This is a genomic window from Rummeliibacillus sp. BSL5, assembly GCF_052928305.1.
Genome location: NZ_JAVGCV010000001.1, coordinates 1,035,348 through 1,047,556, shown reverse-complemented (window position 1 = coordinate 1,047,556; position 12,209 = coordinate 1,035,348). Strand labels below are relative to the sequence as shown.

Annotated in this window: 15 protein-coding genes; 13 read left to right on the top strand and 2 right to left on the bottom strand. The window is 39.3% G+C overall.

The annotated features are described in order from the left end of the window. Window positions 1-23: 23 nt before the first annotated feature. Window positions 24-719 carry a 5'-methylthioadenosine/S-adenosylhomocysteine nucleosidase gene (gene mtnN / locus RCJ93_RS05395; protein ID WP_066786216.1) on the top strand — a complete coding sequence of 232 codons (696 nt, stop codon included), beginning with the start codon at window positions 24-26 and terminating at the stop codon, window positions 717-719. Window positions 720-977: 258 nt separating this feature from the next. On the opposite strand, the gene sigK is transcribed toward mtnN, so the two are convergent. Together sigK and pssA are read right to left on the bottom strand one after the other, a co-directional pair. Next, window positions 978-1,691, bottom strand: coding sequence for an RNA polymerase sporulation sigma factor SigK (gene sigK / locus RCJ93_RS05390; RefSeq protein WP_066791851.1), 714 nt, complete (start codon window positions 1,689-1,691; stop codon window positions 978-980). Between the two features lie 104 nt (window positions 1,692-1,795). Then, a complete protein-coding gene (pssA, locus tag RCJ93_RS05385) occupies window positions 1,796-2,335 on the bottom strand; it encodes a CDP-diacylglycerol--serine O-phosphatidyltransferase (protein WP_066786218.1) in 540 nt (179 codons plus the stop codon). Between the two features lie 86 nt (window positions 2,336-2,421). Here pssA and RCJ93_RS05380 point away from each other — a divergent pair, with 86 nt between their 5' ends. The 12 genes from RCJ93_RS05380 (at window position 2,422) to RCJ93_RS05325 (ending at window position 12,196) form a co-directional block, all read left to right on the top strand. Continuing rightward, complete coding sequence (locus RCJ93_RS05380) at window positions 2,422-3,201, top strand: phosphatidylserine decarboxylase (RefSeq protein WP_446738577.1); 780 nt, start codon at window positions 2,422-2,424, stop codon at window positions 3,199-3,201. Between the two features lie 125 nt (window positions 3,202-3,326). Beyond that, window positions 3,327-3,848 carry a YqeG family HAD IIIA-type phosphatase gene (locus RCJ93_RS05375; protein WP_147193879.1) on the top strand — a complete coding sequence of 174 codons (522 nt, stop codon included), beginning with the start codon at window positions 3,327-3,329 and terminating at the stop codon, window positions 3,846-3,848. Beyond that, window positions 3,845-4,948 carry a ribosome biogenesis GTPase YqeH gene (gene yqeH, locus RCJ93_RS05370; RefSeq protein ID WP_446738576.1) on the top strand — a complete coding sequence of 368 codons (1,104 nt, stop codon included), beginning with the start codon at window positions 3,845-3,847 and terminating at the stop codon, window positions 4,946-4,948. The genes RCJ93_RS05375 and yqeH overlap by 4 nt, the downstream gene beginning before the upstream one ends. 12 nt (window positions 4,949-4,960) lie before the next feature. Then, on the top strand, window positions 4,961-5,794 hold the full coding sequence (aroE, locus tag RCJ93_RS05365) for a shikimate dehydrogenase (protein WP_446738575.1): 834 nt from the start codon (window positions 4,961-4,963) through the stop codon (window positions 5,792-5,794). A gap of 4 nt (window positions 5,795-5,798) precedes the next feature. Continuing rightward, window positions 5,799-6,104, top strand: a complete 306-nt coding sequence (yhbY, locus tag RCJ93_RS05360) for a ribosome assembly RNA-binding protein YhbY (protein ID WP_150284020.1) — start codon at window positions 5,799-5,801, stop codon at window positions 6,102-6,104. A 12-nt stretch (window positions 6,105-6,116) separates the two neighbouring features. Then, window positions 6,117-6,689 (top strand): nicotinate-nucleotide adenylyltransferase, encoded by a 573-nt coding sequence (locus RCJ93_RS05355; RefSeq protein WP_147193871.1) that lies wholly within the window; start codon window positions 6,117-6,119, stop codon window positions 6,687-6,689. Then, the gene (gene yqeK, locus RCJ93_RS05350) at window positions 6,676-7,251 is read left to right on the top strand and encodes a bis(5'-nucleosyl)-tetraphosphatase (symmetrical) YqeK (RefSeq protein WP_066786235.1); all 576 of its coding nucleotides are present in this window, start codon (window positions 6,676-6,678) and stop codon (window positions 7,249-7,251) included. The genes RCJ93_RS05355 and yqeK overlap by 14 nt, the downstream gene beginning before the upstream one ends. Window positions 7,252-7,360: 109 nt before the next feature. Further along, window positions 7,361-7,711, top strand: coding sequence for a ribosome silencing factor (gene rsfS, locus RCJ93_RS05345; RefSeq protein WP_066786237.1), 351 nt, complete (start codon window positions 7,361-7,363; stop codon window positions 7,709-7,711). Next, window positions 7,708-8,445: a class I SAM-dependent DNA methyltransferase gene (locus RCJ93_RS05340; protein WP_446738574.1), complete on the top strand. Its 738-nt coding sequence runs from the start codon at window positions 7,708-7,710 to the stop codon at window positions 8,443-8,445. The genes rsfS and RCJ93_RS05340 overlap by 4 nt, the downstream gene beginning before the upstream one ends. 48 nt (window positions 8,446-8,493) lie before the next feature. Then, the gene (locus RCJ93_RS05335) at window positions 8,494-9,237 is read left to right on the top strand and encodes a helix-hairpin-helix domain-containing protein (RefSeq protein WP_446738573.1); all 744 of its coding nucleotides are present in this window, start codon (window positions 8,494-8,496) and stop codon (window positions 9,235-9,237) included. 80 nt (window positions 9,238-9,317) lie between these two features. Then, window positions 9,318-9,899, top strand: a complete 582-nt coding sequence (locus tag RCJ93_RS05330; protein WP_066786247.1) for a ComE operon protein 2 — start codon at window positions 9,318-9,320, stop codon at window positions 9,897-9,899. Window positions 9,900-9,919: 20 nt separating this feature from the next. Next, window positions 9,920-12,196, top strand: a complete 2,277-nt coding sequence (locus tag RCJ93_RS05325) for a DNA internalization-related competence protein ComEC/Rec2 (RefSeq protein WP_446738572.1) — start codon at window positions 9,920-9,922, stop codon at window positions 12,194-12,196. The last annotated feature ends 13 nt before the right edge of the window (window positions 12,197-12,209 follow it).

Below are 12,209 nucleotides of genomic sequence, written 5' to 3'. Positions count from 1 at the left end.
ATCTTAAGGAAGGAAGTATAAAAATGAGAATTGCTGTCATTGGCGCAATGGAAGAAGAAGTAGAATATTTAAGAAACACACTAGAAAATACGGAGAGCCGAACCATGGCGCATAGTGAATTTACGACAGGTACATACGCAGGCCATGATGTCATCCTTCTGAAGAGCGGGATTGGCAAGGTCAATGCAGCCATGACAACTACATTGCTACTGCATGAATACAAACCGGATATTGTCATTAATACAGGATCTGCAGGCGGCTATGATGAAAATCTTGATATCGGTGCAATAGTTATTTCAGACGAAGTAAGGCATCATGATGTGGATGCTACTATTTTCGGCTATGAAATCGGACAAGTTCCACAAATGCCAGCTATGTTCCAATCAGATCAAAAACTAATCGAAATCGCGAAAGAAGCTGTAACAGAAATAGGCGAGCACCAATTTGCAGTTGGTCTGATCACAACGGGCGACTCGTTTATGAACGATCCTGTTCGTGTGGAAAAAGTACGTGGGGATTTTAAATCAATGAAAGCTGTTGAGATGGAAGCAGCTGCTGTAGCGCAAGTTTGCTATCAATTTGATACTCCTTTTGTGGTCATTCGTGCTCTTTCTGATATTGCTGGCAAAGAATCTGCAATCAGCTTTGATGAATTTTTACAAGTAGCAGCAAAACATTCAACAGAGATTGTTTTGAAGGTTATTTCAAAGTTAGCGTAAGGCAGTGGCCTGACACAATTTATCCAAAATTTAGACAGCAGTTGTTCATAATGTTCCATTCAAAGCCTTCTTTTAAGTGGTAAGATAAAAGCAACAGATACTTACATACTTAGGATGCGGGAGGGATTCTCATGACTTTTATTATGGCGGCGGCTATGGCAATTACAGCAGTATTAAGCCTTATAATGGTATCAGAAGTTTCCGAATGAATGAATTTTAAAGATAGAAAAGAACTGCCATATATATGGCAGTTCTTTTTTATTGCTCGAAATTTCGATGATTTTTCTTTTTTAAATGCTGGTACAGTTTGACTAGTGCACGTTTTTCAATGCGGCTAACATAGCTTCTGGATATATTCATGTCTTTTGCAATTTCCTTCTGGGTTTTGGGTTCTTGCTGGCCGAGTCCATAGCGCTGTTGAATAATGCTTAATTCACGGTCATCTAATAAATCTAGATGCTCATATAAAAGCTGCTCTTCTTCACACCTTTCAATCTGTTGTTCGGTGGAAGGTTCATCGCTTTGCAAAAAATCTGCAATTTCTAGCGGGTTACCATCTTTGTCAGAGCCGATGGTTTCGTGTAAAGACACGTCTTTTTGAACTTTTTTCTGGCTTCTTAAATGCATTAGTATTTCATTTTCTATACAACGAGCTGCATATGTAGCAAGCCTCGTCTTTTTCTGCGGCGTAAAGCTTGCTACCGCTTTCATTAACCCAATCGTCCCAATGGAAATATAGTCATCAAGCTGTTCGTGTTTCGGATGGAATTTTTTGACGACATGCGCAACAAGCCTCATATTTCTTTCAATGAGTTCAAGTTTTGCAGATTCATCGCCATTCATATACCGTTCGAGACACTCGGCTTCTTCCTCTTTTGAAAAGGGTTGCGGAAACGATTGGCCTTTTAAATAGCCAAGTAAGACGGGGAGATCGACCCACAGTTGCATGATGGCTGTTAAAAGGGAGCTAATTGTCGTCATCCTTCCTTACATGTGAGTAACACATCATATGACAAGAGAAGTCATTTTACAACAAAAAAATGACCTGCAAATGCAGGTCATACTTATTCGCCAAATTAAACCTTCTTTAATGTAAACGTGCTAATCATAAGAACTGATAGAAGTGGGAATAAAAACATATAAAAAACTGGGGATAATACCGGTATGAAGAAAAATGTTAACGTTAAGATAGCACCAGATGCGGTAATTGGCAGACCGCTGAAATAGCCATTGGATTCTGTAATATTGAAACGAGCCAGCCTAAATGCACCGCATGCAATATATAATACAGCGACAATCATACCGATCGTGCCAAAATGGACAAGTGTCATTTCATACATTAATATCGCTGGAGCCACACCAAATGATATAATATCACTCATGGAGTCCAATTGTTTTCCTAGCTCTGATTCTTGATTGAATTTCCGTGCCACTTTGCCATCGTAACGATCCAAAAAGGCAGCTATGAAAATAAACAATACAGCATAATTAAAGGACTCATGGATGGTTGCCATAATAGAGGCGCCGCCGAATGAGATATTCCCTAGTGTGATAGTATTAGCTAAGTGTGCTTTCATTTTTTTAATTGTGGTATCCACTACTTCAATTAAAAACAATGGACATCATTCCTTTATGTTCAGTATTACAATATTATACTTCTTTTAATTGGGAGTGTAAAACTTTTTTAAAATGAGGGTTGTCAATGTTACGTGAAAAATATTACCGGTCACTTGTAGAATTAACAAACGGCAGGTGGTCGTCTACGATACTGCGAGGAGTAGCTGGTTCTCGCTTTAGCAAAAGAATAATTTCTTCCTATATACGATTATATGGAATTGATACGCAAGAAACAGAAAATAACACATACCACAATCTACATGACTTTTTCACTCGGAAATTAAAACAGGGTGCTCGGCCGATTGCAGAAGGAGCTGAATTGTATACAAGCCCAGTTGATGGAAAAATTGAATCCTGCGGCGATATTGTAGAAAACAGTATATTTTTGGTGAAGGAAAAAAAGTACAACCTTGTTGATCTACTAGGCAAAGAAGAAAATATTGTAAAGTATATCAATGGAAAATACATTGTGTTTTACCTTAGTCCGGCGGATTATCATAGGCTTCATAGTCCGATTGATGGTGAAGTGATAAAACAATTTACACTTGGAAGAAAATCTTATCCCGTTAATTCTTTAGGATTGACTTATGGGGATCAGCCGATTTCAAAAAACTACCGACAAATCACAGAGCTACAAACAGCAAACGGTGCCACTTGCGCGTTCATTAAAGTTGGTGCCATGTTCGTGAATTCCATTCATTTGACGAATACAACAACAGAGTGGAAAAAAGGAGAAGAAGTAGGATTCTTCAGTTTTGGGTCAACCGTTGTGATGCTTTTTGAACCCAATAGCGCAGAATTTTTAGAACAAACTGTTCCCGGACAAAAGATCCAAGTGGGTCAAGCATTTGCACATATGCTATAATTTGTAGAGCGTAGATAAACCATTGGGCTTTTACAGGAGTTCACCCCTTCTTAGCTTCTTGAGCATATATATTTGTTAGGGGAACAGCCTGTAAATGCAGGAGAATAGATTTATTGGAGGAAAAAATGTACAAATTGATTATGCCACACGAATTTGCACTTTCGGTGTTTGATATTACGCCGGAAAAGCTGAAAGAAAAAGGCATTCGAGGGATTATTACAGATCTAGACAACACATTAATCGAATGGGATCGTGCAGATGCTACAGAGGACTTAATTGCCTGGTTTCAGCAGATGAAGGATGCTGGAATACAGGTTGTCATTCTGTCGAATAATAAAGAGGCACGCGTCAAAAAATTTGCAGATCCGGTCGGGATTCCATATATTTTCCAAGCGCAAAAACCGCTTGGCAAGGGTTTTAAACGTGCTCTTGCATTACTTGATATGAGACCTGAAGAAGTGCTGATGCTGGGAGACCAAATGCTCACAGATATGATGGGAGCAAACCGTAGTAGGTTATATACGATTTTAGTAAAGCCTGTCGCACAATCGGACGGTTTTGTTACACGATTCAATCGTTTCATCGAACGCCGTGTTTTTAAATATTTAAGCAAAAAAGGAATTAAAACGTGGGAGGAAAAAGAATGAAAGACATGCCACAATGTATTGGCTGTGGTACTACCATCCAAACTGAAGATAAAAATGCACCAGGATATGCTCCTGCAGCAACGTTAGAGAAAGAAGAAATCATATGCCAGCGCTGTTTCCGTCTCAAGAATTACAATGAGCTTCAGCCTGTTTCTTTGACAGATGACGACTTTTTGCGCATCTTAAACGGCCTTGGTACTCAAAAAGGCTTAATCGTAAAAATTGTAGATATATTTGATTTTAATGGGAGCTGGTTACCTGGATTACATCGTTTTGTCGGCAATAATCCGGTACTCCTCATCGCAAATAAAGCGGACTTGTTACCAAAATCAGTGAAAAAACAAAAAGTGATTAATTGGCTGAAAAGAGAAGCAAAAGCGCTTGGGCTAAAACCAATCGATGTCTTGCTTGTCAGTGCGCACAAAGGCAGCGGTATGGATGAAGCGATAGAAGCAATAGAGAATTATCGTAATGGACAAGATGTTTTCGTTGTTGGGTGTACAAATGTAGGGAAATCTACATTCATTAACCGCATTATTAAAAGAGCAACAGGAGCAGGGGATATCATCACTACTTCTTATTTCCCTGGCACTACGCTAGACATGATTGAAATCCCATTAGAAGATGGACAAGCTATTTATGACACGCCGGGTATAATCAATCATCATCAAATGGCGCATTACTTAGATCCATCAGAGCTTAAATATATTATGCCCAAAAAAGAAATTAAACCAAAGGTATTTCAATTAAATCCGGCGCAAACTCTATTTATCGGCGCGCTTGCGCGATTTGATTTTATTAAAGGCGAGAGAGCAGCCTTTACAGTGCATATTGCTAATGAACTGATGATTCATCGTACTAAGCTCGAAAATGCAGATGAACTTTACGAAAACCATAAAGGCGAGCTGCTATCACCGCCTACAAAACAACATATGGATGCACTTCCGAAATTGGTACGCCATGAATTTTCAATTAAAGAAGCGAAAACTGATATTGTTTTTTCTGGGCTTGGCTGGATTACAATACAAGATCCAAATGTCGTAATTGCGGCATATGCACCAGAAGGAGTCGAAGTGCAAGTTCGCCCGTCATTGATATAGGGAGGAACTAAGATGAAGAAATGGTATGCCGTTATAGGAAATCCCATTGAGCATTCTATGTCACCTTTAATGCATAGTACGTGGATTGAAAAAGAGGGCAAAAATGCAAGCTATATCCCGGTTCATGTATTGCCAGAAAATTTAGAAGCAGCCGTGACTTCATTAAAACTACTTGGCTGCAGCGGCTGGAATGTGACCATACCATATAAAGAATCCATTCTTCCATTCCTTGATGAGATTGATGACACAGCTGCACAGATGGGTGCGGTTAATACAGTCGTAAGGATGCAGGATGGTCGGTATAAAGGTTATAATACGGACGGGCTTGGCTTTGTACGTTCTTTAGAAGAAGCAGTTGGCATAGACCATCGCCATAAGTCTGTCTTGCTAATTGGAGCGGGCGGGGCCGCTCGGGGCATTGCGTTTGCTTTAAAGCAAACTGGATATAGGCAAATTAATATTGCCAATCGTACAATCAGCAAGGCACAGGCTATTTGTGATGATTTGGATATAGAGGCTAAGGCGCTTACCTTAGAGAGAGCATCAGAGGATTTGGATCGATATGATATTATTATCCAAACGACGGCTGCAGGTTTAAATAAAAGTGAATTTTCAATGCCCATTGGGCTCAAACGCCTGTCTAAGACTGCAATTGTAGCAGATATTGTGTATAATCCAATGATGACGCCATTTTTAAAAGAAGCAAAGCGATCAGGAGCCACCATTGTGACAGGGCTAGGTATGTTTATCCATCAGGGTGCACTTAGTTACAGTTACTGGATGGGCTCGTACCCGAATGCGAAAGATGTAGAAGAACTTTTGCTTCGGCAAATAGGAGGAAATTGATTTTATGTTAACAGGTAAACAAAAAAGATTTTTACGTGCAGAAGCACATTCATTACAGCCGATTTTTCAAGTGGGCAAAGGCGGTGTTAATGAAGCAATGCTTGTACAAATTAAGCAAGCATTAGAAGTGCGTGAATTATTAAAAGTACGTATTTTAGACAACTGTGAAGAAGATAAGCATGATGTGGCAAAACAATTAGCTTCAGGCACAAATGCAGAACTTGTTCAATTGATTGGTCTTACAGTTGTTTTATATAAACAAGCATCAAAACGTGAACATCGCAAAATCGAATTGCCAAAAGCAAAATAAGGATTTGATTCCATGAAAAAAGTAGGGCTTCTCGGCGGCACTTTTAATCCGCCGCATATTGCGCATTTAATCATGGCTAATGAAGCGTATTATGCGCTTAATTTAGATGAAGTGCGCCTCATGCCAAATGCAATACCACCGCATAAAGTTAAACCAGAAGATGCAACAGCAGAACAGCGATTTCATATGACAGAACTCGCTGCAGAGATGGTTCCACATTTTACGGTAGAACCGTATGAAATCAAGCATGGCGGCGTATCTTACTCTTATGATACGTTAAGAGCCTTAACAGCATTAGAGCCAGAAGTAGAGTTTTATTTTATCATTGGCGGAGATATGATAGATATGTTGGATGAATGGTATCATATTGAGGAATTGACAAAGCTAGTCCATTTTGTTGGTGTACACCGCCCTGGTTCAGTTGGTAGCACGTCGTTGCCTGTGCAAAAGATTGAGGCGCCGATGGTCGATTTATCTTCAACAATGATTCGCGAGCGATTACATGCAGGGAAACCAGTTACATTTATAGTGCCGCCTGCGGTGGAGGAGTATATACGAAAGGAAGGTTTATATGGGACGAAATGAATTATTAGCTGCAATGAAAGACCGTATGCCTGAGCGTCGTTATATCCACACCATTGGCGTTGCAGACACAGCAATCGAATTAGCAACGCGCTTCAATTTAGATACAAAAAAAGCGGAAACAGCGGGAATTCTGCACGACTCATGCAAATATGCGGACCGTGTTTGGATGAAGGAAGTTATTAAAGGCGAGAACATGAATCCATTACTCCTTGAATACCACCATGAATTATGGCATGGTCCTGTAGGTGCTTATGTTGCACAAAGAGAATTCCATGTAGAAGATGAAGATTTGCTCAATGCGATTCGCTACCACACAACAGGGCGCGCTAACATGAGTGATTTAGAAAAAATCATTTATATCGCTGATATGATTGAACCGAACCGTCAATTTTCAGGGGTTGAAGAGTTGAGGAAAGCTGCACAAGAGCTACCTTTAGATGAACTAATGAGTAAATGTATTACGCACTCAATTGGGTTTCTTATCAGCAAGGGTCAACCTGTGTTCCCAGATTCTTTCCAGTGCTACAATGATATATTGCAAAAAAGAAGAAGTAATATATAAGAACTTTTCAGCAACCTCTTACTTAAATCAACGGTTAATATAGACTAAACTTGCGTAACATAAGTATATGTTTTGGCGTAAAGTCAAAGGAAAGAAGGAAAACAAATATATGGCAAATAATTTATTAGAAATTGCTTTTAAAGCTTGTGATGACAAAAGAGCAGAAGATATAGTTGCGTTAAATATGGAGGGGATTTCACTTTTGGCGGATTACTTCTTAATTTGCCATGGTAACTCCGATCGCCAAACTCAAGCAATTGCTCGTGAAATCGCAGATGTTGCTCATAAAGCAGGCTATGAAGTAAAAAGGCTTGAAGGTTTTGATTCGGCTCGATGGATTTTAGTAGATCTAGGTGAAGTAGTATGTCATGTTTTCCACAAGGACGAACGCGCTTACTATAACTTAGAACGTCTATGGGGAGACGCGCCTGAAAAATTTGTAGCAGTGGATCCAGAATGAGTAGCTACTCACGATTCGCACAAATATATGATGGCTTAATGACAGACGTTCCATATGATGAATATGTCAATTGGGTCACTTCACATGCATCGCCTGCCTCTTATCCCAATCTCTTGGATATTGGCTGCGGTACAGGGACAATGGCCGCAAAATTTGCGGCTCTTGGCTATAAAGTTAGCGGCATCGATCTTTCTGAAGATATGCTAATGGTAGCTTCTCAAAACTTTGCAGAAGCAGGCCTTGATATTCCTCTCTATTGCATGTCCATGGATGAGCTTGAGGGTTTCAATCATCTCGATGTCATTACGATTCCGATAGATTCTATCAACTATGTTCTAGAAGAAGATGCGGTAAGAGAAACACTTAAGCGTATATATGAATCATTGAAAAGCGGCGGACAGCTGTTTTTTGATGTGCATTCAATTTACAAAATGGATGAACTTTTTATGGACTCTCCTTTCACTTATGATGACGGAGAAGTCAGCTATTTGTGGATGACTGAAAAAGGTGAAGAAACTCATTCTGTCCATCATGATATTGTTTTCTATTCCCAACTAGAAAATGGGTATTATGAAAGATTTGAAGAATTTCATACACAGCGTACATTTGATGTTGAAATGTATAAAAATATGCTCAAAGAAGCCGGCTTTCAGGATATCTTTATCACAGCTGATTTTGCTGAAAAAGAGCCTGTAGAATTTTCTGAAAGAATTTTCTTCCGGGCTGTAAAATAGTCTTTTCAAAAAAATGAATATCCTATATACTGGAATTAGCTTCGTATATTGCCTTCTGAAAAAGAAAGGATGTGCGGACTAATTCCTTCTTTTTTGAAGAAAAATGGCAAAAAATTTGGCATCCCCATAGCCATCGTTATTTTTTTCTTTACTTTTATATACTTTTCCAAACAATCGTCCACACCCCCACAGGACGACTTATTTTCCCGTGCTGAAAAAACAAACGAATTAAACGAACCAAATACTGCTGATCATGCAAATGGCAAATCAAATAGCACATCGATTGAAAAACCTGAAATCGTAGCATCTACATCCATAATGGTAGATGTCAAAGGAGCGGTCAAAAATCCAGGGGTCTACAAGCTGGATGGTGATAGTCGCGTTATAGATGCTATTCAGCTGGCTGGAGGATATGCTAAGAATGCACAATCTAAGCAAATCAATCATGCACAAAAGTTGCAGGATGAGATGGTTATTTACGTGCCCCAAACAGGCGAAGAGGTAGAAGAAGTGCTGGCCATTGCATCAAACGACAAAACCGCAGTCCAGCCGTCTATCAATACTAGCAGTCCAAGCGGTGGTAGCCAAAGTACTTCAAATTTAGTAAATCTCAATACTGCAGATGAATCAGTTTTGCAAACCTTAAATGGTATTGGTCCTGCAAAAGCCCAAGCTATCCTTGCCTATCGGACAGAAAATGGATCTTTTCAAACAATTGAAGATTTAAAAAATGTAACGGGAATTGGTGACAAAACATTTGAATCGCTACAAGATCAAATAACAGTCAATTAAATAGCCCGTTTGCCTGTTGAAAAAGATGTCTCTTAAAATTACACTGAATATAATAAGTAATAATTACAGGAGGCAATAATATGGAGCGAATCACGTGGAACCAATTTTTCATGGCGCAAAGCCATTTGCTTGCACTTAGAAGTACATGCACAAGATTATCAGTAGGGGCTACAATAGTCCGTGAGAAACGAATTATTGCTGGAGGTTATAATGGTTCGATTTCCGGAGATGACCATTGCATCGATAATGGGTGCTATGTAGTGGACAATCATTGCGTTAGAACAGTGCATGCTGAGGTTAATGCTTTGTTGCAATGTGCGAAATATGGAACGCCGACAAAAGGAGCAGATCTCTATGTGACGCATTTTCCTTGTTTGCCATGTACCAAATCTATCATACAAGCAGGCATCCAAAACTTATACTATGCAACAGACTACAAGAATAACCCGTACGCCATCGAATTGTTGGCGCAAGCGAAAGTGAATGTCGTACATGTACCTTTTGATGAGAGAAAAATAGACTTTTTAAGTGATGAAAAAATGATGCTCTATATGGACATGCTTACTAAATTGCGTGAACATGGTGCAACGCCTGAAGAATTGGCCCCTTATGAACAGAAGGTGGAAGAATTATTTGGCCATTCTCTTTTAGACATAAATTAATATATATAGCTCTAGCTATTATGCTTGCTGTTCTCGCAGCATTTAAAGATAGCTTTCTTCTTTGGCTATTCGTTCCGTATAGCTGTTTTCTATGGTGGAAAAAAGAAAAAACATGGCTTCTTGCCATTATCGCCGTTTTTTCTTTTTCTGCCTTTTTTTATACAAAGAATCGAAATGAAGATTTAAAAGAACATATTCCAGAGCATGCGGTGATTACATGGACTGGTTCCTATACAATCAGTGGCGCTAAATTGCGTGGTTTTTCTATAACGGACAGTGGTGCCAAAATTTATACGGTCATGACGTTTTCAAACAAAGAAGAGAAAGAAGAATACGAAAATATTTCTTTAAGTGGTGCTATGTTCCGTGTTAAAGGAAAACTTACGCCAGCTAATATGCCTGCGCATCAATATGCTTTTTCAATGGATGAGTACCTGAAGAGTCAAGGTGCTATAGGCATTTATGAAATTGAACAAGCTGAATATATCGGAAAAAAGAAAAGTATTTCTTCCGTTTTGGCACAGCAACGATTAAAAGTTAAAAAGCATATAGAAAGGACATTCCCTAAACGTTTAGCAGCTGAAGCAGAGGCACTCATTATTGGTGACCAAGGGAATGTGGATGAAGATCTCAGTCGTGCTTATCAAAAACTGGGCATCACACACTTATTCGCTATTTCTGGGTTGCATGTTGCCCTTATCACGCTATTGCTTTTTGAGATAATGCTGAGGTGCCATGTCCGCAAAGAACATGCAACACTGGCTATCATGATTGTTCTTCCGATGTATGCTTGTCTAGCTGGTGGGGCCCCTTCGGTATGGCGATCTGTGACTGTGGTAGAAATAATGATGATTAGTCGAGCAAGCAAATCATTATTAACGGTAGATGATGCACTTTCTATAAGTTTCATTTTGCTTCTTACCTATCAGCCAGCTATGATATTTCAAGTGGGGTTTCAATTGTCATATTTGGCGACAGCTGCGCTAATTTATTCAAGTAGGATTTTACAATCTTCAAATCATGTATTGCTCCAATCATTTTATATGACATTTGTCTGTCAGCTATTAGTCTACCCTTTATTGATTTACCACTTTTTCGAGCTGAGCCTTTCTTCATTCGTGGCTAATCTTGTGTTCGTGCCCCTATTTTCGTTTGTGATTTTGCCAATTAATCTCATTATGCTTGTATTAACAGGTATATCTTTACCGCTTTCTAATCTAATTTTTGCAGTATATGAACCACTGAGAACATGGTTAACCTCAGGGATTTTGTTTTGCAAGGAAATACCCTATCAAATGTGGGTGTCGGGCAGGCCGGACATTCTTCTTTGTGCCTTAGCAATGATAGGTGTATTAACTGCATTTGTTTATATAGAGAAAAAATATTTTGTCCGAGCAGTTGCATGTATTTTATTCCCGATTTTGGTCATTCATTTTGCATCAAGCTTGCACCGAGATTTACGCATTACTTATCTAAACGTTGGCCAAGGGGATAGCGCAGTGATTGAACTACCATATCGCAAAAAAGTATATGTAATTGATACAGGCGGTTTACTTCGTTTTGGCCAGGAAAAATGGAAGGAACCTAAGAATAAGTATGAAGTAGGTAGGAGGGTGGTGGTCCCATATTTAAAAGGTCGAGGGATACGCTCAGTGGATGCAATGATTTTAACGCACGCAGATGCAGACCATGTTGAAAGTGCGGAAGAAGTAATTGAGGAATTGCGTGTGAAAGAAATACACATAAGTCCAAACTCTTGGGAGAAGGCAGTGATGGGAGAGGTACTTAAGCTCGTCAAGGAAAAAAGAATTCCTCTAAAAGAAAGAATGGCAGGTTATAGCTGGGCAGAACACCGTACTGAATTCAAATATATTTCACCTACGGATACTAATTATGAGGGTAATAATGATTCTCTTGTCCTGCTGCTAAAGTTTGGCAAATTTAAAAGCGTTTTTACCGGTGATTTAGAAGAGTTGGGGGAGAGGCAGCTCATCGGAAATAGCGTAGCGGATATAGCGGGACTAACGATATTAAAAGCTGGCCATCATGGAAGTAAAACGTCAAGCTCGGAGCCTTTTTTGAATATAACAAAGCCTTTGCTTACCATATTCTCTACAGGCTTAAATAATCGGTATCGTCATCCGAGCCAGGAAGTGGTCGATCGTTATCAAAGATTAGGTTATACTACTTTAAACACAGCGGAATCAGGATCAATCGAGTTGTCAGTGAAAGAAGACTCATGGCAAATCCATACAACGGCAGAGTTTCTTGAAAAGAAAAAAGCTTTGTCCAAATGACAAAGCTTTTTTC